27 protein-coding genes and 1 riboswitch are annotated in these 24,812 nt (G+C 53.5%); of the genes, 7 read left to right on the top strand and 20 right to left on the bottom strand.

Annotation, left to right across the window (positions count from 1 at the left end; all coding sequences use genetic code 11):
* Positions 1 to 76: 76 nt before the first annotated feature.
* Entirely contained in the window at positions 77 to 1,228 is a 1,152-nt protein-coding gene (locus VMT62_06125) for a pyridoxal phosphate-dependent aminotransferase (protein HVN95986.1), read from the bottom strand.
* A 333-nt stretch (positions 1,229 to 1,561) separates the two neighbouring features.
* Between VMT62_06125 and VMT62_06120 the strand changes: the two genes are divergently transcribed.
* Together VMT62_06120 and VMT62_06115 are read left to right on the top strand one after the other, a co-directional pair.
* Entirely contained in the window at positions 1,562 to 1,915 is a 354-nt protein-coding gene (locus VMT62_06120; GenBank protein ID HVN95985.1) for a cupin domain-containing protein, read from the top strand.
* A 70-nt stretch (positions 1,916 to 1,985) separates the two neighbouring features.
* Positions 1,986 to 2,669 carry a PilZ domain-containing protein gene (locus VMT62_06115; protein HVN95984.1) on the top strand — a complete coding sequence of 228 codons (684 nt, stop codon included), beginning with the start codon at positions 1,986 to 1,988 and terminating at the stop codon, positions 2,667 to 2,669.
* Positions 2,670 to 2,764: 95 nt separating this feature from the next.
* Here the strand turns inward: VMT62_06115 and cobJ are convergent, their stop codons facing one another.
* The 16 genes from cobJ to VMT62_06035 form a co-directional block, all read right to left on the bottom strand.
* Positions 2,765 to 4,525 carry a precorrin-3B C(17)-methyltransferase gene (gene cobJ, locus VMT62_06110; GenBank protein HVN95983.1) on the bottom strand — a complete coding sequence of 587 codons (1,761 nt, stop codon included), beginning with the start codon at positions 4,523 to 4,525 and terminating at the stop codon, positions 2,765 to 2,767.
* Positions 4,509 to 5,267 (bottom strand): precorrin-4 C(11)-methyltransferase, encoded by a 759-nt coding sequence (cobM, locus tag VMT62_06105; protein HVN95982.1) that lies wholly within the window; start codon positions 5,265 to 5,267, stop codon positions 4,509 to 4,511. Before cobM ends, cobJ begins: the two co-directional genes overlap by 17 nt.
* Positions 5,264 to 5,992 (bottom strand): precorrin-2 C(20)-methyltransferase, encoded by a 729-nt coding sequence (gene cobI, locus VMT62_06100; protein ID HVN95981.1) that lies wholly within the window; start codon positions 5,990 to 5,992, stop codon positions 5,264 to 5,266. Before cobI ends, cobM begins: the two co-directional genes overlap by 4 nt.
* Positions 5,989 to 7,236, bottom strand: coding sequence for a precorrin-6y C5,15-methyltransferase (decarboxylating) subunit CbiE (gene cbiE / locus VMT62_06095; protein ID HVN95980.1), 1,248 nt, complete (start codon positions 7,234 to 7,236; stop codon positions 5,989 to 5,991). Before cbiE ends, cobI begins: the two co-directional genes overlap by 4 nt.
* Positions 7,229 to 8,323 carry a cobalt-precorrin-5B (C(1))-methyltransferase gene (locus VMT62_06090; protein ID HVN95979.1) on the bottom strand — a complete coding sequence of 365 codons (1,095 nt, stop codon included), beginning with the start codon at positions 8,321 to 8,323 and terminating at the stop codon, positions 7,229 to 7,231. The genes cbiE and VMT62_06090 overlap by 8 nt, the downstream gene beginning before the upstream one ends.
* The gene (cobO, locus tag VMT62_06085; protein HVN95978.1) at positions 8,320 to 8,838 is read right to left on the bottom strand and encodes a cob(I)yrinic acid a,c-diamide adenosyltransferase; all 519 of its coding nucleotides are present in this window, start codon (positions 8,836 to 8,838) and stop codon (positions 8,320 to 8,322) included. The genes VMT62_06090 and cobO overlap by 4 nt, the downstream gene beginning before the upstream one ends.
* Complete coding sequence (locus tag VMT62_06080) at positions 8,831 to 9,670, bottom strand: ATP-binding cassette domain-containing protein (GenBank protein HVN95977.1); 840 nt, start codon at positions 9,668 to 9,670, stop codon at positions 8,831 to 8,833. The genes cobO and VMT62_06080 overlap by 8 nt, the downstream gene beginning before the upstream one ends.
* Complete coding sequence (gene cbiQ / locus VMT62_06075; GenBank protein HVN95976.1) at positions 9,655 to 10,410, bottom strand: cobalt ECF transporter T component CbiQ; 756 nt, start codon at positions 10,408 to 10,410, stop codon at positions 9,655 to 9,657. Before cbiQ ends, VMT62_06080 begins: the two co-directional genes overlap by 16 nt.
* Positions 10,407 to 10,730: a hypothetical protein gene (locus VMT62_06070; GenBank protein ID HVN95975.1), complete on the bottom strand. Its 324-nt coding sequence runs from the start codon at positions 10,728 to 10,730 to the stop codon at positions 10,407 to 10,409. Before VMT62_06070 ends, cbiQ begins: the two co-directional genes overlap by 4 nt.
* On the bottom strand, positions 10,727 to 11,479 hold the full coding sequence (locus tag VMT62_06065; protein ID HVN95974.1) for an energy-coupling factor ABC transporter permease: 753 nt from the start codon (positions 11,477 to 11,479) through the stop codon (positions 10,727 to 10,729). Before VMT62_06065 ends, VMT62_06070 begins: the two co-directional genes overlap by 4 nt.
* The gene (locus VMT62_06060) at positions 11,476 to 12,471 is read right to left on the bottom strand and encodes a precorrin-8X methylmutase (protein HVN95973.1); all 996 of its coding nucleotides are present in this window, start codon (positions 12,469 to 12,471) and stop codon (positions 11,476 to 11,478) included. Before VMT62_06060 ends, VMT62_06065 begins: the two co-directional genes overlap by 4 nt.
* A gap of 14 nt (positions 12,472 to 12,485) precedes the next feature.
* The gene (locus VMT62_06055) at positions 12,486 to 13,823 is read right to left on the bottom strand and encodes a cobyrinate a,c-diamide synthase (GenBank protein ID HVN95972.1); all 1,338 of its coding nucleotides are present in this window, start codon (positions 13,821 to 13,823) and stop codon (positions 12,486 to 12,488) included.
* A 74-nt stretch (positions 13,824 to 13,897) separates the two neighbouring features.
* Positions 13,898 to 15,436, bottom strand: coding sequence for a cobyric acid synthase (locus VMT62_06050; GenBank protein HVN95971.1), 1,539 nt, complete (start codon positions 15,434 to 15,436; stop codon positions 13,898 to 13,900).
* The gene (locus tag VMT62_06045; GenBank protein ID HVN95970.1) at positions 15,429 to 15,563 is read right to left on the bottom strand and encodes a hypothetical protein; all 135 of its coding nucleotides are present in this window, start codon (positions 15,561 to 15,563) and stop codon (positions 15,429 to 15,431) included. The genes VMT62_06050 and VMT62_06045 overlap by 8 nt, the downstream gene beginning before the upstream one ends.
* Before the next feature lie 41 nt (positions 15,564 to 15,604).
* Positions 15,605 to 15,741, bottom strand: a riboswitch (cobalamin riboswitch).
* Positions 15,742 to 15,856: 115 nt separating this feature from the next.
* The gene (locus VMT62_06040) at positions 15,857 to 16,345 is read right to left on the bottom strand and encodes an MBL fold metallo-hydrolase (GenBank protein ID HVN95969.1); all 489 of its coding nucleotides are present in this window, start codon (positions 16,343 to 16,345) and stop codon (positions 15,857 to 15,859) included.
* Positions 16,342 to 16,614 carry a hypothetical protein gene (locus VMT62_06035; GenBank protein HVN95968.1) on the bottom strand — a complete coding sequence of 91 codons (273 nt, stop codon included), beginning with the start codon at positions 16,612 to 16,614 and terminating at the stop codon, positions 16,342 to 16,344. The genes VMT62_06040 and VMT62_06035 overlap by 4 nt, the downstream gene beginning before the upstream one ends.
* Positions 16,615 to 16,701: 87 nt before the next feature.
* Here VMT62_06035 and VMT62_06030 point away from each other — a divergent pair, with 87 nt between their 5' ends.
* The 4 genes from VMT62_06030 to chrA are packed head-to-tail and all read left to right on the top strand — an operon-like array spanning position 16,702 to position 19,659.
* The gene (locus VMT62_06030) at positions 16,702 to 17,358 is read left to right on the top strand and encodes an MBL fold metallo-hydrolase (protein ID HVN95967.1); all 657 of its coding nucleotides are present in this window, start codon (positions 16,702 to 16,704) and stop codon (positions 17,356 to 17,358) included.
* 23 nt (positions 17,359 to 17,381) lie between these two features.
* On the top strand, positions 17,382 to 17,894 hold the full coding sequence (gene hpt / locus VMT62_06025; GenBank protein ID HVN95966.1) for a hypoxanthine phosphoribosyltransferase: 513 nt from the start codon (positions 17,382 to 17,384) through the stop codon (positions 17,892 to 17,894).
* 50 nt (positions 17,895 to 17,944) lie between these two features.
* On the top strand, positions 17,945 to 18,505 hold the full coding sequence (locus tag VMT62_06020) for an isochorismatase family protein (GenBank protein HVN95965.1): 561 nt from the start codon (positions 17,945 to 17,947) through the stop codon (positions 18,503 to 18,505).
* A gap of 2 nt (positions 18,506 to 18,507) precedes the next feature.
* Positions 18,508 to 19,659 carry a chromate efflux transporter gene (gene chrA, locus VMT62_06015; GenBank protein ID HVN95964.1) on the top strand — a complete coding sequence of 384 codons (1,152 nt, stop codon included), beginning with the start codon at positions 18,508 to 18,510 and terminating at the stop codon, positions 19,657 to 19,659.
* Positions 19,660 to 19,684: 25 nt separating this feature from the next.
* Here chrA and VMT62_06010 read toward each other — a convergent pair whose 3' ends face one another.
* From VMT62_06010 to VMT62_06000, 3 genes are all read right to left on the bottom strand, one after another.
* Positions 19,685 to 20,851 (bottom strand): hypothetical protein, encoded by a 1,167-nt coding sequence (locus VMT62_06010; protein HVN95963.1) that lies wholly within the window; start codon positions 20,849 to 20,851, stop codon positions 19,685 to 19,687.
* Positions 20,852 to 21,135: 284 nt separating this feature from the next.
* On the bottom strand, positions 21,136 to 21,432 hold the full coding sequence (locus VMT62_06005; GenBank protein HVN95962.1) for a hypothetical protein: 297 nt from the start codon (positions 21,430 to 21,432) through the stop codon (positions 21,136 to 21,138).
* 39 nt (positions 21,433 to 21,471) lie between these two features.
* On the bottom strand, positions 21,472 to 23,028 hold the full coding sequence (locus VMT62_06000) for a benzoate-CoA ligase family protein (protein ID HVN95961.1): 1,557 nt from the start codon (positions 23,026 to 23,028) through the stop codon (positions 21,472 to 21,474).
* A gap of 233 nt (positions 23,029 to 23,261) precedes the next feature.
* Here VMT62_06000 and VMT62_05995 point away from each other — a divergent pair, with 233 nt between their 5' ends.
* Positions 23,262 to 24,806, top strand: coding sequence for a sigma 54-interacting transcriptional regulator (locus VMT62_05995; GenBank protein HVN95960.1), 1,545 nt, complete (start codon positions 23,262 to 23,264; stop codon positions 24,804 to 24,806).
* Positions 24,807 to 24,812: the final 6 nt, after the last annotated feature.

Genomic DNA, 24,812 nt, shown 5'->3' with positions numbered 1-24,812 from the left:
ACAATCCTTTCTGAGATATATATCGGATAAAAATGGAAAAAGATTAAGCAAGGAAAAGTCGTCCACGAGGCTCATTTTATAGCGTTTTTAACCATAACTCAAGCCTGTCGCAGCCCATCCTCAGCCGGTCGAGGTCGTCCGCGTAGGAAAACCGGACATGAGAGGCCGCATGGAATGCGCCGAAATCGTACCCCGGGGTAATAGCAACGTGGGCCGTGAAGAGAGCCCGCTCCACAAAGTCCATGCTGTCGAGTCCCCACTTCTCGATGCCCGCATAGATGTAAAAGGCCCCATCCGGATATACGGGAATAGAGAAACCGAGATCTTTTAAGCGGGGCACGAGAAAATCTCGCCTTTGTTCATAGATTTGGCGCATCTTTTCTATTTCTTCGTGGCTGTCAAAGGCCGAGAGCGCGGCATACTGGGAAATGGAGGAGGGCGAAATAAACAGATTTTGTGCACATTTCTGCAGAGGCCTCACGAGTCCTTCCGGCACAACCATCCAGCCGAGCCTGAAGCCGGTCATGGCAAAGGTTTTCGAGAAGCCGTTCACCACGATTATATCCTCTGAGATGGCAAGGGCGGTTGAGGGTTTGCGGCCATAGGTAAGACCGGAATAAATCTCGTCGACCACAAATAGTGCGCCACGCGACGACAGATATTCGTAGAGGGAGGCGAGGTTTTCATCGCGGTATACGATCCCTGTGGGATTTGAAGGGTTGGAAAGAACAAGCATATGGGGCGAGGGAGAAAGACCGGTGAGGTGGTTGGGGGTGATTTCAAAGGAGGAACCTTCCGAGACGGGGACTTGAAGAACCGTAGCATCCACGAAGATTGCCATGTTCTTGTAACAGGGATAACCCGGATCGGAAATAGCCACGCGGCTTCCCTCTTCAAGGAGGGCGCCAAAGAGCAAAAGGAGGGCGCCCGACGTACCGTTTGTGATAACGATCCGTTCGGCGGGGACCCTTATGTTGTGAGTTTTCACGTAGTGTTCGGCCACTCTTGCCCGCAATTCGGCAAGACCGAGGCTGTGGGTATAAAAGGTATGGTTGTCCATAATTGCCTGTACCGCTTCTTTTTTCACGAACGATGGTGTGGGAAAGTCAGGTTCGCCCACTTCCATGTGTACAACGTCCTGGCCCGTGGCTTCGAGCGCGCGGGCCTTCTCGAGAAGCTCCATAACATAGAACGGAGAGATTGCGCTTGCCCTTTTGGAAATGTTCACGGATTGTTCCTCAACGAGAAGGTTTGTGCCATTTTGGCAAATCTACCAGAATGAAAGACCCCTGTCAATCTATTCGGGGGCGGATCATTACTCTCGAAAAGGCGTTGACTTTGCGCACGGAAATATCCATAATTGAGCTGGATTTGCTTGCGGAAAGGCGAGGCGAAGGTATAAGGATCATAGGCTTAAAGCGCGCGATAAGAATCTCGTGAGTGAGATTTGCGACGCAAGGCAAGAGCACGGGACGATTGGGGGGTCATTGGCAGCCCCCGAGGCTTAAGACGCTTAGACCTTCTCGTGTCTGTCGGATTATTGAGCAGGAGGTGTTTTAGAATGATCGTCAGAAACTTTAACGATCCGGAGGTGCTCGACACTACCTACATCGCCCACCGAGGCGCTATCGCGAGGATGGTTTTGACGAGCGAGTGCATGAAGGCCGTCGAGTTTCTTGCGTATGCAATCCTTCCCGAGGGAAATTCCATCGAGGAACACAGGGACCCTTATGAGGAGATATACCTCATCTTTAAAGGCGAGGGGCTCATGCACGTAGGGGGCGAAACCAGAGAAGTGAAAGAGGGCGACGCAATCTGGATACCCACGGGCGAGCCGCACAGCTTGAAGAACACGGGGCAGGGCGAGACCTTTGTCCTGGTGGTGGCGGCCTACGAGGGAGGGATTAAGAGATGAGCTATAAAGACGAAAATATACATGGGTGAAAACCGGTTTCTCCTGCCGGTCTAGCGAACGTGAGCAAACGATGGAAATAAAACCAGGACTGAGCGTGAATATCATCGTGAGCATCGACTATCGAAAGGAAGTCGTGGAGACCAAGAACTCGATCGTTCACGACGTGCTCGGGAAGAAGGTGATCATAGCGCAGACAGACCCGCCTATATCGAGGACACACATGAACAAAGAGGTCTTTGTGACCTATCTGGACAGGCAGGAGGGCAGACCCGCTCGGTACGGATTTCGCGCGAAAATAGCCGATTTCATAAAGGATTATGAACTTGCGTCCGGGCAAAGGGTGCAGGCGGTGGCGCTTGCGAGAGAATCGGCCCTGGAGCCGTACAATCTCAGAATGTTCTTCAGGCTTGAACCACCGGATAATTGCGGCATAGACATTTTCGTAAACGGACAGAAGATGAATATCCTGGACATTTCCATAGGGGGCGCGAGCTTAAGCCACAACAAGACACATCACTTCAAGGTCGACGAGGAGGTTAAGATCATCCTCGTGGTTGGGGAGAGGGCTTATCAGACGGAATCAAGGGTAGTGCGTATCGCCGAGCCGGAAGACGAACGCATGAAGACAAGCCTTGAGTTTGTGTCTATCGAGTTTATCAATCTCAATGGTCACATTAAGAACGAACTGGGGAGAAAGATACGGGACGTCGAAAGAGAACTTCGTCAAAAGGAAGTTGACCGAAGGCTTTCGTAACCCCAGAAATGTTTCACGTGAAACGCGTGTGGTGATGCAGTCACGCACGTGGCCGTTTTCGGTTGAAGCGCCATAATGGGGCAGGCCGAGTACAATTATCGGACGCGGCCGTATCCTCGGCGGGTAACCATCCGATCGTTCCAAACGAAGCTTTGAGAATTGCCTATGATTACGGTGGTATGCATATCAATTGTATGGTTGAGCATGTCTTTGAGGTTTGTTATTACTATTTCTTCTGTACTGCGCGTGGCGTCCTTAACTATCCCCACAGGTGTGTCGGAGCGTCTGTGTCGGAGGATGATCCCCCGAGCCCTGCCAATGTGATCCGGCCTGCCCTTGCTTTTGGGATTGTAGAGCACGAGCACGAAATCAGAGCGGGCAGCCGCCTCAAGCCTCTCAGCAATTAATTCCCAGTCCGTAAGCCTGTCAGAGAGACTGATTGCGGCAAAATCATGCATAAGAGGGGCCCCGAGTCGAGCCGCGCATGCATTGAGCGCCGATACGCCGGGAACAACCTCAACCGAAAGCTCTGCGGCCTCGCGCGAACGGTTCTTCTCGAGCAGCTCGTAGATAAGTCCCGCCATAGCGTAGATGCCAGGGTCCCCGCCACTCACAAGGCAGACCCGTTTTCCCGCAAGGGCCTCTTTCAGGGCGGCCTCACACCTTTCGATCTCCCGCGTCATCCCCGTGGATATGGTATCCTTCTCTTTGATCAAATCCCTGATGAGGTCTAAATACACGTGATAGCCCACAATCGTCTCCGAGGCAAGAATCGCGTTGCGCGCATACGGGGTCAGATGCTCGAGTCCTCCCGGTCCCGTACCCACAATGTGGAGGGCACCTCGAAGACCGCCTTTCGGCCCTCCGGATTGGTGAGCGCCCCCTGCCACCCCCCCCTCGGCAACCGCCACCGTGACACTGCCTGCTCTTTGTTTTGGCACAATGAGCCTTCCGTCTGCCGAGGCGAGAATGGCCGCGGGTTCAGCCACGGCCTGCGCCCCCGTTGCGTTGAACGCGGCCTGAGATCGCGTAAGCCCCTTGACCGAGTTTAGCTCGTCGGGGGTAAAGGTGCGGACGGGAAAACCATGGGCACGCGAAAGGCTGATGAGGCCTGCCTCGTCGGCTTTTCTGTCCACGGTAGCAAGAGAAGCAATAGAGAAGAACGATAGGTTGTGTCTTCTCAGGGTTTGTCTCAAAGCCTCTTCCATCTCTTCATGGGACGTGCCTCTGTTGCACCCGATACCGACAAAAAGGTTTTTGGGTCTCAAATAGACGCCGCTCGCCTCCCGGAGCCTGTTTTTGTTCGTGATCAGGACGTCAGCCGAGGAGGGCGCCGATACCACAGTAAAATCGAGAGGGAGATCGAGGGGGATGTCAGCGTATACTTTCAACACCCCGGTGTTGATGAACCTGGTCGCGGCCCTTGGAACCAGGGACCAGTCGTCCACGGTCAGGTTACTCTTCTTGGCCCACACATCCAGGGAGGTCATGCCGTTTAAGTCGGTGGAGGTGGTTATTACGGGTCTTGCCCCGAGAAAGGTTGCTATTTTTGCCGTGTTCTCGTTGGCGCCACCAAGATGGCCGCTCAAAAGGCTTATGACAAAATCACCTTTTTCGTCGAGCACGAGCACCGCGGGATCTTTCTTCTTGTCTTTAATGAGGGGCGCTATGGCCCTCACGACGATACCGCAAGCCGTGATAAAGATAAGCACCCGCCCGGTGTCCCATGACTCACGAACCCGTCCTGTATTGAATTTCTTTATTTGAGCGTCCGGATACAAACGGGTAAGCCTCCGTGCCAAGTGCAAAGCCGGCTCTGTGATGTAGAAGATGACGACCTTACTTTCTGTGTCCATGGGTAAAGTCTTTGTCATAGAGGCGCGATACCTTTCCGAGAGATCTATCTGAGGCGGCAAGGGCGTAGCCTACGTATATCAGGGCTGTCTTTGTGATTCCCGATTGCCCGACCTTGTCGGCTATGTTGTTTAGTTCGCCCCGTATGATTCGCTCTTCCGGCCACGACGCCTTCTCGATGACCACCACGGGCACGTCCTCCGGATAGCCCCCCTCACGCAGTTCCTTGACGACCGCATCAATCATGCCGGCACTTAAGAATATGACGAGCGTTGCCCTGTGACGGGCGAGTTCGGAAAGTTTCTCTAATTGGGGCACGGGCGTTCTTCCCTCAAGCCGGGTGATGATGACCGTCTGAGTTATCTCGGGTATGGTGAGTTCTTGTCCGAGGGTTGCAGCCCCGGCCGCTGCTGACGATACCCCGGGGATCACCTCATAGGCTATATTGAGCTCGGAAAGCCTCTCTATCTGTTCCGAGATCGCGCTGTAAAAGGAGGTGTCGCCGGTATGCAGCCGCACCACCACCTTGTTCTTGCTCACGGAATCCTTGATAATGGCCACTATCTGGTTGAGCGTAAGTTTAGATGAGTCGAAGATCTCAGCCGAAAGGCCACGCACAACCTCTGGATTCACGAGGCTTCCCGTATAGATCACCACGTCGGCCAGAGAGAGGAGTTTCTTTCCCTTGATGGTCATGAGCTCGGGATCGCCGGGTCCCGCGCCAATGAAATAGACCTGACTCATTTCTTTACCACCACCAGACTGAAATAACTGAGATCCTCTTTTTTCACATCGTACAGGCGCCTTATTATCTTTTCGTCTTCCATGCCCGCCCTTGAGATGAAGAAGGACTTGTCGGCGAGCCCTGCCCGGTCAAGGGCGCGAACTACGCGAGCGAAAACCGTGTTTACCTTCATGAGAACGATCGTATCGAATTTTTCAAGGGTTTCTTGAATATTCTTCGTGTAGGTTGCGGGAAGTATGGCAAGGCGCTCGTCCCCAAGGCACAGCGGTGTCGCCGCTCTTGATGCGGCGGCATTTATAGAGGATACGCCCGGGACAATCTCCACGGCGAGCGAGGGATTGACCTCAATAAGGCCCCGGTAGAGGTAGAAGAACGTGCTGTAGATAGTAGGATCGCCGATCGTGATAAAGGCTACATCGACCCCGCGATCAAGCATATCCGCGATGGTCCTGACCGCGCTTTGCCACCTGTCTTTGAGTTGCCGCTTACCCTCACTTTTTACCCCAAGCCCGGTCGTCTTGATCATGGGGAAGTGGGCCGTAATCACCTGCTTCGTGTTAAGATCAACGACCCGTTCCACGATAGAGAGGGCATAGCTATCTCCTTCCGCCCTGCTCTGAGGCACGCAAATGCATGGCACGGCCGTAAGGATGCGCAGGGCCTTCAAAGTGAGAAGCTCGGGGTCACCGGGGCCGACGCCGATAGCGTATAACCTAGCGTTCATACAGGCTTTTCCCCTTTGACGATGAATACCGGGTTGAGCGCCCGCGCCTGCTTAGCGCCTGCAAGCACCCTGGTTCTCCAGACAGAAACACCCGTCACTGTGGTAAGGAAGCTCTTTTTTTCAAGTCCTTCTAGAACCGCGCTGAGCGTTTTCAACGTTACCGCGTTTGCGACCACGATCTTTGCCGGCGTGTCGGCGACAACATCAATGATATCGTTGAGTTTGCCCCTATTGCCTCCGATAAAAACCCTGTCAGGTCGGGGTAGCGTGATAAGCGCGCGAGGCGCCAGGCCCCGGACCACGTTCACATTTGCCGCATCGAAGCGCATCTTGTTTGCCTCAATATGGTCAGCCTGTTCTTTTTCGTTTTCAATCGCATATACGGTGAGCTCCGGACAGAGTCGGGCCGCCTCTATTGATATGGATCCCGAGCCCGCTCCTATGTCCCAGAATATACCCCTTGCCGGAAGCCGCAACGCGTGAAGCGTTATTGCACGCACTTCATCCTTGGTGATGAGTCCGCGCGAGTGCGAAATTTCTGTTTCTGTCAATCCGAATGGTATCCTTTGATCGGAATCGCTATCCCCGATCCTCTTTATAATCACGAGATTGGGATCCGCGAAGATCCTGGCTGCAATCTCGCGAGGAGTTCCTTGGGTAATCCTTTCATCGTCATAGCCGAGCTTTTCAAATACATAGACGAGCACATCCGGGGGTAGCGTAGCCGCGATGGCTTGAGGGTTATTTTCCCTGTCGGTGAGGATCGCTATCCTTTGATGGTGGCGGATAAGGCGCGGTATGTGACCTATCTCGTAGGGCAGGCGGCGCCTCTTTTTAGGGTCCGGCCCTCCGTGCAGGCTCACAAGAAAGGCCTCCTCCCAGGGCTCCTTTATCCGGGAGAACGCAACCTGAATGCTCGACAAATCCGGTATGACTTCAACAGGCTCCTTACCCAATTCCCTGACTATCCTGCTACCGATACCCGAAAACATGGGATCTCCTGAGGCGAGAACCACAACGGGCAAAAGTGATTCCTGAGAGAGGGCCGTTTTCAGATACTCCATGGTTCGCTCCACGCTGTCAATCACGAGGACCTTTTCTTTTACCCTGTCAAACAGGTCATACCCTTGGAAAACCGTAAGAAGCCTGGTCGTCGCAAGGATAACCCGGGCACCCTCCATAATCTCCTGAGTCCTTTTGTTGAGAGGCTTGTAGCCGATGCCGATCACTGTAATCCTATTCACGGCTCGTGATCACCTCCCCTTCATATGAGACGAGATGGACCACAACGGGCACCCCTGAAGTCAAGGATCGGGCGTATTCCTGGGCAGCCTGGCAAACCCTTGAAAAGGCGCCCTGAGGGGCGCTTAACGAGGCGGCAATCGCGTGGAAGATCTCCCTGGCGGTATTGAATTCCGCTGGGCCGCCTACCGCAATGCCAAGACCTCTCAAAAAATCAAGCGTTCCCTTGAGATCTATGGCACCATGTTGTACATGGGTATTGGGGGTCGCCTGGGCAATTTTGAGCATTTTTGCCCACTGCGCGCAGAGATGGATGGTATGAAAAGGTACCCTGGCTGCATTGAGGAGGGCAAATTCGAGGTAGTCGCCCATCATTACGTACGATTCCTCCGGGAGGTTAAATTGCCTCATATGGGCTTTTTCCGAGGCCCGACCCGTAGACAAAACTATTTGTCTGACGCCCACGGCATGCGCTACGCTCAAGGACGAAGAGATGGTTGCCTTCCAGGCGAGCGAGGAAACAGGGGTGACAATGCCCGTGGTACCGAGAATGGATATTCCTCCCAATATGCCGAGACGTCTGTTCAGGGTCCTCGCGGCCAGTTCTTCACCGCGCGGGGCCGAAATGGTGATTTCTAGGGAGGATGCGTGAGCGTCGTTATGCTTTGCACAAACTTCGCGAACAGCCCTTTCAATCATCTGCCGGGGCACGGGATTAATGGCCGGCTCGCCCACGCTGACGCAAAGACCTGGCTTTGTGACTAAGCCTATGCCCGGGCCGCCCCTGATCGTAGGCCCGACCGGATCGTCGCCGGGGGTTAAAAGAGAGAACGCCGCGGTTGCGGCGATTTCTGCGCCGTTCGTGATATCCGGGTCGTCCCCTGCGTCCTTTATGACCGACGCGTAGCCCTGAGGACCGCGTTCTCTATAAGCGCATGTGGCGAGCGGTAGGGCGACCCTTCTCCCGTCGGGTAGTCCTATCTCAACCTCCTCAGGGCATCTTCTTGTGAAAAGCGCGATTAAGGCCGCAGCCGCAGCCGCAGCCGCACAAGTACCCGTAGTGTATCCGAAGCGCAGATCTTTCTTCAATACTCTATGCCCTTACGTGCTTTGACGTTTGCCTGGTAATAGTGCTTTATCTGACTCATCTCCGTGACGAGGTCCGCTCTTTTGATGACCTCGTCGTTGGCATATCGACCCGTGATCACGAGTTCCACATGAGGCGGTTTGGCATCTATTATACCGATTACAGAGTCGAGCGTGAGGAGTTTATAGTGGAGCGCCACCGATAATTCGTCAAGAATTATCACATCGTGCCCTCCCTTTACCATAAGGTCGCGTACCTCCCGAATCCCCCTCATAGCGGCCCTGACAGCGGCCTCTGGCGGGCTTTCCCCGCTCAAGAATCCGGTGCCGTATTGCTTGACGGTAATAAGGTCGGCAAAACGTGCAAGCGCGCGATGTTCGCTGCAGACTTTCTTTTTTACAAACTGGCCGATGAAGACCTTAAGCCCGGCGCCTGCCGCCCGAAAAGCCAGTCCCAGGGCCGCCGTGGTTTTTCCTTTACCGTTCCCCGTATACACCTGTATGTAGCCTTTACGCATATAACCTCACAATCTGACGCCGCGCCTCCCCGATGGTGAGCGGCAGCCTTTCAAATGGCATTTTGTCCTCGTGTTTCAGCCGGTAGATCAATTCTGCAATCTGAGGAAGCCTGAGCTTCACCTCTGCCATGTCCTCAGGTGCGGTAAACACCTCTTCCGGGGTCCCGCCCCTGACCAGTCGTCCCCTGCTTAGAATATAAAGTCTGTCGAGAAACAGGGGAATAAAATCAACATTGTGGGTGGCCATGACCACAGTTACCCCCTGCTCTCTGTTGAGTTTTGTCAAAAGCTTCATCATGGTGTACTCCCCCATGGGGTCTAATCCGGCCGTAGGTTCATCGAGGAGTAACACCCTGTGCCCCATTGCGAGAAGTCCGGCGATACAAACCCGTTTTTTCTGTCCGAAACTTAACGCGTGGATGGACTTGTTTGCATAGGACTCCATGTCAACGGCTGCGAGGGCCCCTTTCACGCGGAGAGCGATCTCCTCTTCAGAATAGCCCATATTTGTGGGGCCGAAAGCGGTGTCTTCAAAGACCGTGGCGGCGAAGAGCTGTTCGTCCGGGCTCTGAAATACGAGGCCCATGATCCTGTAGATCTGCCTTGGCGAGAGCTTTTTCATATTCGCCCCTTCAAGAAGCACCGTGCCCTGGAAATCTTTGAAAAGGCCATCGAGCACCTTGAGCAAGGTGGTCTTTCCGGAGCCGTTGGAACCGAGGATTGCCACGAACTCGCCTCTTTTCACCGTCAGATTGATTCCAAAAAGGGCTAACGTGCCGTCAGGGTATGCGAAGGAATCTACCTTTGCGCTGAGTGTTAGAGCGTCTTCCATACATACCCCATAACCGTGATCACGAACAAAGCGATAAGTACCTCTCCGATGCTGAAAGGCTTCTGTCTCAAAGCCGGTATGTTACCGTCATATCCCCGCTGTGCCATGGAGACCGCTATATTTTGGCTGTGATCGAAGGCCTTAAGCACGAGTGATCCCGATAAAATCCCGAAGGAATCGAGCCCCCGCCGTATGGTGGCGTAGCCGAGCCTGTTCTTCTGGGCGTTGTAGATGACGTACGCGTCATCCAGGAGCATAAAGATATAACGGTAGGCAAAAAGAGAGACCTCGATGAAACCACGAGGAACCCGCATCCACGAAAGACCGGCCATGAACCGGTTAAACGGCGTGGAGAAACTCAAGACCGCAACCACGGCGAGCGCACCAACGATCCTTGAACCGATGGCCAGTCCTTCCATGAGACCGTCGAGGTGGGCCGTGAAGGTACAACCGAAGATGCCGAAACAAAAGAACATTTTGTTTCCTGCGAAGAAGACCTTCAGCACGAGGATTACGAGAACGATGAAGAACGGCTCGGAGAACCTCACTAGCATTGGCTTAATGCGTACGCCCATTGCTATGCACACGCCGGCGCCCGTTATAGAAACCATAATCGGAAAGAAAAACCCTTTATAACTTAAGACCATGGCAAGAAGAATGAGCGCAGCGATCATCTTTACCCGCACATCCATCCTGCAAAGGGGATGATCCTGGTTTACCTTAACGGAAAGAGGTCTCATGGTGCGCCCCCGGTCTTAAGCGTGGAGCCCTTTCCCTTTTGATCAAAAAGCGCGCGCCAGTAATAGCCGGCAGCAAAGCCGCCTACCGCCCCGGCGAGAAGAAAAAGAAAAGGTAACAGGTCACCCTCGGTGTTGATAAACGGGGCACGCGCTTCATGACCTTGTTCTTTGGCAAATTTCTCCACTACCGACTCGTCTACGCCCGCCCAGTTTCCACTATGTGCGAGGCACGGCCCACCCGAAAAAGGCCAAAAAGATAGGAACAAGAGGAAAGAAACGCCCAAAATCAGTTCGAAAGAGCCAAGGGTGAAACGCCTCATGGATCCACCTCCTCGGCCCTCAAGACCCTCATCCTGACCAAAAGATCAGGCCGTTTCTTATAGAGAAGGCCGACCATGCCCGCAGTAATGGCCCCCTCAAGCATGCCCAGGGGAAGCTGGGTGGGAACGAAGGCGAGGGCGATCTTCAAGAGAAGGGGGGTGAGCGCGGAGCTGCCCCGGATGCCTGAAGCGAGCTCGAAAGACGTCGTAAGGTATGTGGCCCAGTCTGCAAGAACGCCTGCCACAAAACCGGCGACGATGATATTTATTCTTAATAATTTAAGAGCCTTGAAGCAAGCATAACCCGTCAGAGAGCCCATGATCCCCATGGACACGACATTTGCCCCGAGCGTGCTCAATCCCCCATGGGCCAGAAAAAGGGCCTGAATGAGAAGTGCCACCGTTGCTACAAGAATGCTCAAGGGCGGTCCAAGGAGAATGGCAGCACATCCGGTGCCGCAGGGGTGGGAGCACGTCCCCGCCACAGGCACAGGCACAGGCATACAGGAGATGATGAAGACCACGGCTGCCATGAGGCCGACCAGAGGTTTGAAGGAGATATCGGAGCTTGAGCGTCTCTTTAGGTCATAAAGACCCCAGGCCACAAAGGGAAGGGCAATGATCGACCAGAGGGCGGCCCAGTTCATGGGGAGTATGCCCTCGGAGATATGCATGGCATAGGCTCTCGCGGGTATAAGGCAACCCGCGGCAATGAGCAGGGTATAACAAAACGTTCTCGAAACCTTCACTCGTTTTCTCCGGCCATTCTTAAGAGGGCGTTCACAATCGCCACAGCCACAGCCGTGCCGCCTTTTCTACTTATGTTCGTGATGAAAGGAAACTGTTGCGCAGAAAGGAGCGTTTTTGCTTCCAGGGCCTTTACGAAACCCACAGGCACGCCGATTACGAGCGCAGGACGGTCGCTGCCCGCCCCGCCCTTATTGACTAACTCGATGACTTTGATGAGGGCCGTTGGCGCGTTGCCGATGGCAACAACGCCAATATTGTTCATTTGGGTGAGCGCCGCCTCAATGCCCATCTGTGCCCTGGTGAGCGCCGCCTCATGCGCCGGGTTCGGTTGCGAACCGATGTTACATATTACTTTTCCACCCCATGGCGCCAAAAGCTTCTTGTTGATCCCGGTCTTTACCATTTCCACATCGGTGAGAATATCCTTGCCTGCCCGTATGGCCGCTATCCCTGCAGCTATCGCCTGAGCGTGAAACATAAGCGACGTTTTGAATTCAAAATCGGCCGTGGCGTGGATCACACGCTCCACGATCGGTTTATGCTCCAAGGGGAGACCACTCAGGTCTGTCTCCTCCGAGATGATTTCGAAACTATGCTTTTCAATTTCCGCGGGAGAGAGACCTTTTGCCGCCGATATTCTTTCCACCACGAGCTTAACGAGCTTGTCGTGGATGCCGAGTGGCTCCGTTAAGATGAATTCTCGGTCAGGATACATCTGTCTCGCTTCCGCTACGATGGCCGGTATGTCTTTGGTGACGTGCATGCCGCTCGTCAGAAAATAGGGGTGTATGACGATCTTTTGGGCCCCGCTGAAGACGGCCTCCTCTATGACTTGAGGAATGTCAGGCTTGGCGAACTGGAGGTATGCAGCCCCTACACAGTTGTTACTGCAACCCGGATGAATAGCCTGATGGAGAAGCCGGCCCACAAGCTCCATGTTGTTTGCGTCCTTTCGTGGACTGCCATGCCCGACGAGTATGATCTTTTCCATGCGTAATGGGAATGCTATCCCTTATCCTCCCTGAAGTGTGCGAAATGCCCGGCTGCGCCGCGATTACTACCGAAATGGACGTGAATGTAACTCGCAAGGGTGTTCTTGAAGCGGTAGCCCTCACCGACCATAGGGCGTCCGGAGCCGTCTTTTACCTCGTATGCCAGGGCCCGATCAAGCTTGTCGGCGGCCCGTATTTCCGAGTAATGAAACTCATGGCCACGCAAGCGCGAGGCGGTTTGGCCAAGAAGTGAATCTTGTTTTAGCGTAATCTCCCGATAACCGAGGCGGGATCTGCGGCTTTTCATCTCTGTTTCAAAGGGGAATACGCCGACCATGGGCACGAAACCTCTATCGCAGTGGATACCCTGCGACAGGTACATCAACCCGCCACATTCGGCGTAAAGCGGCTTTCCGCCCGCTGCCCATTCCAGAATGAAGCTTCGCATAGCCTTATTCCGTGAGAGCGCCTCCGCATAAAGCTCCGGATAGCCGCCCCCTATGTAGATAGCCTGTGAGCCCTGAGGGACCTGCGCATCATCAAGCGGGCTAAAGGCTACCATTTCTGCCCCTGCCTCCCGAAGAAGATCAAGGTTGTCTTGATAATAGAAGCAGAAGGCCCTGTCGTAGGCAAAGGCGATACGGCCGACGGGAGGCGCTATCTTTCTATCCGCGTGGGTATGGGCCGGTCTCACAGGGGCTTGGAGTCGCGCGACGTTTACAATGGCATCGATATCCACATGTTCGAGAACCGTGCCTGCGAGTTTTGCTTGTCTTTGAAGGCTCAAGGGGCGCTCTTCGGCGACCGTGAGCCCCAGGTGCCTCTCGGGGATCTCGAAATCGGGGTCTCTCGGGACATACCCGAAAACCTTGAGGCCGCTCACGCTCCCTCTTAACCGCCGGTAATGCTCGGGCGAGGCCACCCGGTTGAAAAGCACGCCCGCGATATTGCATTGGCGGTCACGCTCTCCCATGTCCTTAAACCCGTGAGCGATGGCACCGGCGCTCTCAGCAAGCCCATAAGCGTCGATAACGAGAATTACGGGAAGGTGCAATACGCGTGAAAGCGAGGCCGTACTCAAGGGGCCGTCGTAGAGGCCCATGACACCTTCCACCACGGCTATGTCAGCGTCAACTGTATGCTTCACGAAGGTCTCTCTCACGTACTGCTCGCCGCACATCCAGAGGTCAAGATTTCTCGAAGGCCTTCCCACAATGGCCCCGTGAAGACCTGTATCGATGAAATCGGGGCCCGCCTTGAAGGGCTGTACCGCAAAACCTCTCTCTTTCAACGCGGCAAGAAGCCCCAGCGTGAGCGTGGTCTTGCCAGAGCCGCTGTGGGTACCGGCCATGACCACACCACCGCAACGCCTATTCCTTTGATTTTGTTGATTTTGGCCGTTACAAACGCGTGCGCAAAATTCGCTCATAGGCCTGCCATTCTCAAGAGAAAATTCATGTCAACATTCTCGCGGAGCATCCTCGTCAGGTTATCTATCGCCTGGTCGTGAATAAGAGCGTAGTTCACCTGGGACTCAAGGGCCGGCAAGTTGTATTGCCTTCTTGCGTGGTTGAGTACACCCCTCCGGAAGGCGTCGTTGTCGAAGAGACCGTGAATATATGTACCCCAACAGTTGCCGTTTCTCGATCCATCGAGCACGGTCGCGCATGCTCCGCGGGCGAGTCTTTGCAATAAGAAGAGGTTAATGTCTCCCGTGCTTGAGCCCATGTGGATTTCGTAGCCCGTGAGGGTTTGCTCTGCCTGAAGCAGAAGTTCCGACTCGGTAAAATAGGTGCCGTAAGCGCCTATCCGCCAGCTCTCCTTAATCAGGGAGCCTCGAACCTGACAGGTTGTTTTAAGCGCGGCAAACGAGGTTTCGATGTTCAAAAGACCCATGCCTGCGATCTCCTTATGGCCGCTCTCCACGCCGAGAAGGTCAGAAATCTTGGTGCCGAGCATCTGATATCCGCCGCAGACGCCGATAATCTGGATGCCCTTTGAATAGGCCCTCTTGATGCTCTGTTCAAGGCCCGTTCGCCTCATGTAGAGCAGGTCCTGAACCGTGTTCTTGGTCCCGGGCACGATCACGATATGAGCATTTTCCACGTCGACCGGATTGAAGGAGTAGACGAGTTCCACGTCCGGCTCCTGAGACAGGGGGTCGAAGTCCGTGAAATTGGAGATAAATGGGAGCCTCACGACTACCACCCGGATATCTCCTGCACCTTTCGCCGCATGCTTGTGAGTCAGCGCAAGGCCATCCTCTTCAGGGAGATTCATGTCTGTCACGTAAGGCAGAACCCCTATGACGGGCCTTCCGGTTTTGTCTTGGATCATTTTGAGTCCGGGCCTCAATATATCCACATCCCCCCGGAATTTATTGATAATAAATGCTTTTATGCGTTTTGCGTCCCTGCCGGTGAGTTTAACGGTTCCGTACAGCGAAGCAAAGACACCACCTCTGTCGATATCGCCGACGAGCACTACCGGGGCTTTCGCGTGCCTGGCCGCCGCCATGTTAACAATGTCGTTCTCGACAAGGTTAATTTCCGCGGGGCTACCGGCGCCTTCCAGGATGATAAGATCGTGGGTGTCTGAGAGCCTTCTATAGGACGATTTTACTGCTTTCCACGCCTCTTTCTTGTACCCGTAATATTCCCTGGCCTGCATGGTTGCCCGGGCCACCCCCTGTATGATTACCTGCGAGCACATCTGACCGGAGGCTTTGAGCAGGACAGGGTTCATATGGACCGTGGGCTCAATGCGCGCCGCTTGTGCCTGGAGCGCCTGCGCCCGGCCTATCTCTCCTCCTTCGGCCGTAATAAAGGAATTGAGCGCCATGTTCTGGGCCTTAAAAGGGGCGACGGATAAGCCCTGGTCCCTAAAGATCCTGCAGAGTGCGGCCACGATAACGCTTTTTCCGGCGCCGGACCCTGTGCCCTGTATCATGAGCGCTTTAGCCACGGGCCACCTTGAAGGCTTCACGGCCTGCCACGAGTGCATGGGGAAAACGGGCGCGCTGAGCGCCACCAAACCTGTTATATGCAGGAAAGACGTAATAATGGGGGTATTTTCTTGCCTCGCGCAACATCCTTATACCTCGTAAGGTAGTGTTGTTGAGAATCCAACCCAAGGTTTCCTGGCTGAGGGCCTTCCGGTTCGAGCCTTCCCGTTCAGCGTACTTCGGAACAGTGGCTGGTTTTCACCATGGGAAACCGTGAACCCATCACAGTTGCGGGACAGCAGAAGTCTTCCACTTCACTTCCCTTGAAGATCGGACTTACATCACAGCTCACTATGTATCACGCCGGAGAGATATTGTCAAGTGCGCACGGGTAGCCGTATGAGCATCGAATGGTACCGGGATCAAACGGTGCGAGCGCGCTACTCACCGTATTCGTCGAGGTAGCGCTCAATGTAATCGGTAACTGAATGCGCCGGTTGATACACGCCGAAATGACCCTCGCACAGTATGTCGGCCTTGAGCGCGAGCAGCTTTTGCATCGATGCGCTCCACTCAGTCATGTCAGCGCCAAACTCCTTGAGAAAGGGGCCGTGAATATCCTGGCCGAAGAGTACCCTTTTTCCGTCTATGTTGAGATAAACCGAGATTGAGCCGGGGGTGTGGCCGGGCGTATGAAGACAGACTACGTCGTGATCGCCAAAGCGTAAGACTTTCTCTTCCCCGGTCAAATGCACATCTATGGGCAGCGGCGCAAATGCGATCCCATACCACGAAGCACCGGTCTTTTTTGCGTCTGCAACCTCCACCGCAGGGGCATCGAGCTCGTGCATGATAAGACGTACACCGAAACGCCTCCTCAATTCAGCAGCGCCCCCGACGTGATCGATATGACAATGCGTAAGGATCACCGAGGAAATAGCCCGGGATCAAGGCCTATCCGTTCGATGTTTCTTGTAAGAGCGTCCACACTTGCCCCCGCTCCGGCGTCCACAAGTACGATCTCGCCCAAGTCTATGAGATATATGGAACAATCCTTACCGTCCGTCATATCCGAGTTCCCTATGAGATAGATGTTCTTTGTAATTTTTACGGGATCCATAAAATCCTCTTGAGAGACGAGCCCGGAGAGCAAGAGCCGCGTAAGATTGTAGAGCGTCCAATGGATTTTATCAAGCACTTTCAGCACCCTCATGCAGTTAAGCGGGCCACAGGCTTGACTTGGGCAATATCGCGTTGTATTATCAAGGAAAAGAGGAGGACCGATATGAAGATAAAATGGTATGGGCATTCGGCCTTTTACATAGTGACCGATAATGGAACCAGAATTATTATCGATCCGTACGAATCGGGCGCCTTCGGAGGGGCTATTTCCTACGGGAAAATAACCGACCAGGCCGATATTGTTCTCACGACTCACGACCACAGTGACCACAACTATGTTAATGATATTAAAGGTAAATTCACTCGACTAAGAGAGGCAGGGGAGCATGAGGAGAAGGGGGTTAAGATAAAGGCCGTGCCAACCTATCACGATACCTCGAAGGGAAACGAACGAGGCAAGAATCTTGTTTTCGTGATAAGCGCCGATGGGATAAGCATAGCGCATCTCGGGGACCTGGGGCATACGCTCGATCAAAAGACGCTTGAGAAGATAGGCAAGGTGGATGTTCTGCTTCTGCCTGTGGGAGGCTTCTTTACCATTGACGCGAAAGATGCCACGATGATCATGAACGACATAAAGGCCCCCATTACCATACCCATGCACTATAAAACCGCAGGGAGCAACCTGCCCATTGCCCCACTCGATGAATTTACCGGAGACAAAAAGAATGTGAAACGGCCCAATTCCTCAGAGATCGTGATCAGTACGTCAACCCTTCCGGAAACGGGAGAGATCGTTGTTTTGCAACACGCCCTTTAGGTTTGACCCGCATTGGACATCGAATGCTGAGAAGACTGTTCTCAAAAAGACAGATCGGGCGTGCCGTAAAACGTCTCGGTCAATTAATAGCAGAGGACTTTCGGGGAGAGGAGATCCTGTTCGTCTGCCTCCTCAAGGGGTCTTTCATGTTCACTTCGGATCTTGTGAGACAGGTTAAGAATCCCTCCAAGGTCGATTTCATGAGGGTTTCATCTTATGGGAACGAAATGCAGTCGCGAGGAGAAATAGCCGTTACCAAAGACCTCGAGGAAGATATTGTGGGACGCAACGTGGTCATCGTCGAGGATATCATCGATTCAGGCCTTACGTTAAAAGCGATACGTGACATGCTCATGATGAGGAACCCCAAAAGCCTGAAGATCTGCGCCCTCATCGATAAGAAGGTCCGCAGAACGGTCAGCATTAAGGCCGATTACGTGGGCTTTACCATAGAGGATGGCTTTGTCGTGGGCTATGGCATCGACCACGCCGAGCAATACAGAAACTATCCGGATATATATGTGGTTGAACCATAAGCTATGCCCGGGAAAGGACGCGGCGAGCTCTCGTTGAAACAAGGGTTATCATGGCAAACCGTAAGAAAATTGTATCCCACCTCATAACGCGGCAAGATCCTGTTTTGGTTATTATCGATGTACAGGAGAGGCTCATGCCGGTCATTACAGAAAATAGCAAGGTAATATCGAATATTAGCCGCCTTCTCAAATTCTGCCTTCTCACGGGCATTCCCGTGATTACGACCGAGCAGGAAAAACTCGGGGACACGGTTCAGGAAATCAGACAGGGGTTGCCGCCGCACTCGATTGTTCCCAAAGTTCACTTTGATTCCTTTTCCTGTGAAGAGTTTGCCCACCGAATCAAAAAGCTCCGAAGAAAAACGCTGATCCTCGCGGGTGTCGAAGCCCATATCTGCGTCGCACAAACCGCGCTCAACGCATTACCCTCCTATCGCGTGCAGGTCGTGAGCGATGCGATCTCATCGCGGACGCGCGATAACCGCGATGTTGCCCTTGAGCGTCTGCGTGGTGCGGGCGTAACGGTAACCTCCACAGAAATGTTTATATATGAGATCCTACGAAAAGCAGGTACTGACGAATTCAAGGCAGCTCTCCCGCTTGTAAAGTGAGCATGCAGCGGCCCCCCCTTGCCAGAATATTCCTTTCCTTTCTTGCACTTGGGTCCTATGCCTTTGGTGGACCGGCCATGGTTGTCTACATCCGGGAACTTGTGGTGAGACGAAGACGCTGGCTTGATGAGGATACCTTCGCTGACGGTGTGGCCCTGTGTCAATCAATCCCCGGGGCAATAGCCATGCAGGTGGCCGCCTTTGTTGGCCTCACGGTAAGAGGGACTCCGGGGGCACTTGTCGCGTTTATTGGCTTCGGACTGCCCGCTTTCGTTTTCATGACAGTTCTTTCCGGTCTCTACGTCAGGTTTCACGCGATACCCGAGGTGGCGGCGCTCTTTTCCGGGCTTAAGGTAATCATTGTGGCCATCATCGTGAATGCGGCTTCCGCCTTCGCCAAAGGCGCAGTCAAGGATTATCGGGACCTTCTCATGGCGCTCTGTTCGGCAATCCTTTTCTGGCAGGGCGCGAGCCCCTTCGTTGTGATCGCAGCGGCAGCCTGCGCGGGATGCCTGTTGTTTCGTGCGATAAGGCCGTCGGGCAGCGCGGGGGTGCGCAACGGATCACCGGATATAAGAGCAATAGCGTTGATCGGTACGCTTGTCTTACTCTTAATGGTCCTGCTCTATTATACGGACTACGGGCTATTGCGACTTGCCGCGGTGATGCTGAAAATCGACCTTTTCGCCTTCGGCGGCGGCTTTGCCTCTCTTCCCCTCATGCTCCACCAGGTCGTGGAAGCGGGCGGCCTGATCGACGGCAAGACTTTTATGGACGGGGTGGCGTTGGGACAGGTAACGCCCGGACCCATCATCATAACCGCGACCTTTGTGGGTTACGTGCTCCACGGTTCTTTGGGTGCCCTTGTGTCCGCTATCGCTATCTTTACCCCTTCTTTTCTTATGGTGCTTTTGACCGCGCCGTTCTTTCAGAGACTTAAAGCCTCTCGATTTTTCCTACGGGCCGTGCGGGGAATACTCGCTACATTCGTGGGGCTTCTTCTGTATGTGGCCGTAAAATTTGCGCTTTCCGTTCCTTTAACGGCCTTGAGCGGACTCTTGTTTTGCGCATCTTACCTGGCGCTCATTAAGAAGATCGACATCCTCTATGTCGTTCTTGGCGGAGCGTTCTTGTCCGTACTGTTTTTCAGATGATTTTGAACGTGACACCCAGGTCTTACTATTTGACGTACACCAGGTCGGTGGGCGAGAAACCGGTACCCCTCTTTGGCGTGGTCCAGCTTGCGTCGACCCCGAAGAGCTCGACTACTTCAAGTTCTCCCTTGAAGACTCCTTTGGTGGTGCCGAGCGGGGCCTTTGTTTTCGGATCGACCACTTTTTGCCCCGGGCCGTACACTTCGAGGATCTTTCCTTTTTCGAGTCCGGAAAGTCGTCCTGCGTTTATAAAGATTTTTCCTTCGTCAATCGACGCGATCCGTGTGTGCCAGTCAATGTAGAGGATAGCCTTCAGCATATCATCGGCGATTATCTCTATCGCGAGATCGATGGACTTGTTTTTTGCCTTTTCAGCGCTCAAATCCCCCTGCTCCTTGGAGAAGGATACGGGGTTTCTTCCGGAGAGCTGCTTGAGCAGAAGGCCTGTGTCTGTATTGTAGATTTCCACATTGAGTTTGGCCAGGGCGAAAGAGGCTTCCTTTGCGTTCGAGTTCTCAATTTTGGAAGTCGTGGTGTAAACGTCGGCGAGACCGCTTTTTATGACGGCCTGTATGCCGAACACTTCATTGAGGGCCTTCATATTGGCGGGATCCGTAAGAGAGCCTTTTATGCCGGTCGTGCTCGGGTCAACGCAAATGATCGTTCCCGTGCTTTCGAGCCTAGAAATGAGCCGCTTTGTGGCCAGATCCCCGAGGTACTCACTCTTGTAATTGGTCTGGTCATCAGTGGGCAGGACCACTACACGCCTCTTCATCCTTGGCGACGGATAGTCGAACATAACGGGGGAGGTCCCCGTAAGAAAACCTATGGTACCCGGAAGCGCGCTTGTGCCGGAAGGATAGGCGGCCGCCTGAGGCGTGTTCTTCTTTTTCAGTTCATCCTCGAGCTTTGCTATCCTCTGCTCCATTGCATCTCTTTCTTTCTTGGTGCCGGCGGTGGCCCTTTGAGCAATGGATTCAAGGAGACCGGGCGAGAATTGGTCTTTCCTTATCCATATATATTCCGGTTCCTGTTCGTTATAGTGGTATCTTCTATTGCGGGCATAAATGTACTCCACGCCGTCGACTACCTTGATGTCACCAGGATTAGGAGTCTTCACATCCTCTATATTCACCGCTTTCTTCTGATCGTTCTTCGTGGCGGCCTCATCCTTTTTCTTGCCAAAAGGCATGTAGCTGCACGAGCATACGACGGCCGACGCCAATAAAATAATGATAATCTTTCGCATCCAGTGATTATACGTTATAGCCGCGAAGAAAGTCAAATTTCCGGTGAGCCTCAGGGCAACGCGAAGGGATACTTGAACATGGGCAAGGTAACAAAAAAGAAACACCGGATGAGGGGCGTCATCCGGTGTATGAGGGGGGTTATGAAAGCTCCATGGTTCGGAGCTCTTAGGGATATGGCACTGAAGGCCAGAAGAATCCTTTACCTACGGAGAGCCCGAAGGGTTTTTCAAGCTCTCGCGACCGGCGCGCACTCGGAGTGGGCGCCATTTTCCATCCAAATAGAATGCTCGACAAGGCCAAAGGTTCGTAACGCCTGGGCTATGCCGAGGCCAGCCCTGCTTCCGCGGTGGTCCGCGAGCGGGGTGTTCCACAGGATATTCATGGCCAGATCGCCCTGAAAGGTGATGTTCGCCAGTACGCGAGCCTCTACGAGCCCGTTCTCGGTACCAATCTGCCGTAACGATTCAAACAGAAAGTTATTCAAACCTTCCACTTTATCCTGTGTGGTACGTAGCCTTATCATTTCCAACCAGCGCATAGCCAATATAGTACGTCCCCTAAGTCAGCGAAGCTTGTATCTCTGTATTTTTCCGGTTGAGGTCACGGGCATTTCTTTGATGAACTCAACTTTACGTGGATACTTGAAGGGCGCAACGGTCTGTTTTACAAAGCCCTGGATATCCTTTGCCAGTTCTTCGCCGGGTTTGTATCCCGGTTTGGGCACGATGTAGGCTTTGGGTTTGACGAGGTCGCTTTTGTCGCGAAATGGTACCACGGCCGCCCGAAGAACGGCGGGGTGGGCGAGAAGGGCATCTTCGACCTCTACGGGAGAGACCCAAACGCCGGAAACCTTGAGCATATCATCATCCCGACCGCGATAGGTGAAATAGCCGTCTTTATCACGGCAATACTTATCCCCTGTATTGAACCATTCGCCGAGCATCGACTTCTTTGTCTTCTCGTGATGGCGCCAGTAATAGGCAGCGGTGGACTCGCCCTCTACAAATAGGGTTCCGGCCTGGCCGTCGGCCACATTTTTTCCCTGTTCGTCCACAATCCTTGCGGAATATCCCGGAACGAGCTTGCCCGAGCTTCCCGGCTTTACATCACCGGGGCGATTGGAAATAAATATGTGCAAAAGTTCGGTGGAACCAACGCCGTCGAGGATTTCCGTACCGAAACGCTCCTTCCATCTGCCAAACAGGTCTTTGGGCAGGGCCTCACCAGCGGATGTGCATATCCTCAAGGAAGATAAATCGTATTTGTCAAGGTTTTCGAATTGGAGCATGCTCGCGTAAAGGGAGGGGACACCGAAGAACACGGTTGGCCGGTACGTATCTATGGCAGATAGCAGGGTATCGGGGGTTAAACGGTCGGGAAGGAGGACCACCGAGGCTCCGAGGCCAAAAGGATAGAACACGCTGTTTCCGAGCCCGTACGTGAAGAAAAACTTTGATCCCGACAACAGTATGTCCTCCGATCTGAGTCCTAAGACTGCCCGGGCGTAGTTGTTGATACAGGAGAAGACATCGTGCTGGAGGTGGACCGCAGCCTTGGGTACGCCTAAGCTCCCCGATGTGTAATTCCAAAAGGCCTGATCATCCATGGTCGTGTAGGCCACGTCCAGTTCGTCAGAGCAGTGGTCGACTAAGTCCCAGAAGGATATGTGGCCGTTTCTTTTTTGGGAAACCACAACTATATTGCGCAAATAGAGGAGCTTTTCCTTCCAGACTTTGACTTCCTCGAGATACTCCTCGTGTATGATCATGCACCGAGCCCTGCTGTTATTCAGAAGAAGCCGGTATTCATCGGCCGTATAGAGAGGATTCAAAGGAACAGGCACTGCCCCGATCTTGATTGCGCCATAGAAGCTCGCGATGGCCTCAGGTGAATCGTTCATAGCGAGTACCACCCGATCCTCCATATGTGTACCAAGAAGGAGCAGCGCGTTTCCCACCTTATTTATCAGTTGTTGGATCTTGCTGTAGGTGTATGTCTTGTCTCGATAGTAAATGGCGATCTTATCGCCTAAACCTTTGGCCACGTTCTCGTCAACCAGCTTGCTCGTAATATTATAGTATTGGGGGATATGATCTTGGTATCTGTACCTTGTTTCCATCACGTCCTCAACCTTTGTGTGCGCTCGTTTCGCATCGGGGAACAATCATGTCGTGTTTCCACATTGCGACTACATTGCACAAAGAATGCCAAAAGTAAAATTGAACAATTACAACATGTTCCAGAATGATCCGAAATTAAACTATCATATAAGACAGAAATATACTCACATATTTGTCAGATGTGTGTTAAACTGTTATATGTGATAGATAATCTTAAGCCCGAGGATGCCCTATGAAAACAGATGAAAACGAGTTCTTCAGAGAGTTTACGTTGCGCCTCTGCGGCAGCCTTGAACTCGAAAAGGCCCTGTGGTTCAGTTTTCTCTATGTAGAAGAGATCATGCCTGCCGATGAGCTTATCCTCACCGTCTATGACCTGGGGCTTGGGGTTCTTGAGGTCGTTGCAACGGCCGATGCGGCAGGAGGCGTGCTGAGATCAGGGAAAACCCCTATGCCGCCACATTTGAGAAGAGAATTGGAGGACGTAGCTCGTTATCCGCGAGTCAGAAGGTCCGATGACGTGCTGCAGGACCCCATCATCGCGCTCGTGGCCAAGCACTTCGACTGGCCCGCGTCATCTATTATTGTCGCCCGGCTCATTATAGAGGATCAGTTCATAGGCTCCCTTATAATAAGGGCAGACGGGAAAGGCCGGTACACGGGAGAGCACGAAAGGCTCTGGACACTCGTCAACGAGCCGGCAGCCATCGCGCTCACCAATAGCCGTCGCTATCGGGAACTTTTAAGACTCAAAGACCTCCTGGCTGATGATAGCAGGTATTTCCAGGACGAACTGAGAAAAAACTTCGGTGATGAGATCGTGGGGGCGAATTTCGGTCTGAAGGGTGTTATGGACCAGGTATTGCGCGTTGCCGCGTTATCGAGCCCCGTGCTCCTTTTGGGGGAAACAGGAACAGGCAAGGAGGTCATCGCCAACGCGATCCACAACCTGTCCTCACGCTCTCGCGGCCCCCTCATCAAGGTGAATTGCGGGGCCATACCGGAATCCCTTATGGACAGCGAACTCTTTGGCCATGAGAAGGGGGCCTTTACGGGCGCCTTTTCTCAGAAGAGAGGGAGATTCGAGCGAGCCCAGGGCGGCACAGTCTTTCTTGATGAGGTAGCAGAATTGCCGCCGCAGGCCCAGGTGAGACTCCTAAGGGTGATACAGGAAAAGGAGATCGAGCGTGTGGGCGGAACCGAACCCATCAAAGTCGACATACGTATCATCTCCGCGACCCACAGGGACATTACTGAGCTCGTTAAGGCCGGCTCCTTTCGGGAAGACCTGTACTATAGGCTCGGTGTTTATCCGATCCACATACCATCGTTGAGAGACAGGAAGGCCGACATCCCCGCGCTTGTGGAACACTTCATCAGGGAAAAGACCAAAGAGATGGGTCTCACATCGCTTCCCACCCTTGCGCCCGGAACCATTGATCTGCTCATGGATTACGACTGGCCGGGCAACGTGCGGGAAGTCGGCAATGTGGTAGAAAGGGCTTTGATCCAATCGGGGGGTGGAACCATCAGCCTGGACAGTATCCCGAACCTTAAACCGGCCAGCGTCCGGAGTGTCTCCAATGATGTGGCCGACAGTCTCACGCTCGATCAAGTCGAAGCGAGACACATCAGGCGTATTATGGAACAGACAGGGGGCAAGGTGGAGGGGGAGCAGGGCGCAGCGCTGGCGCTCGGCATGAACCCCGGGACGCTGCGTCACAGAATGCGCAAGCTCGGCATCCCTTTCGGTCGACCGCGGAAAACACCAAGGTGACGAGCG

The sequence above is a fragment of the Syntrophorhabdaceae bacterium genome, assembly GCA_035541755.1.
Taxonomy (GTDB): domain Bacteria; phylum Desulfobacterota; class Syntrophorhabdia; order Syntrophorhabdales; family Syntrophorhabdaceae; genus PNOF01.
The sequence above is the reverse complement of the archived record's forward strand: the minus strand, read 5'-3'. Positions and strand labels throughout refer to the sequence as shown.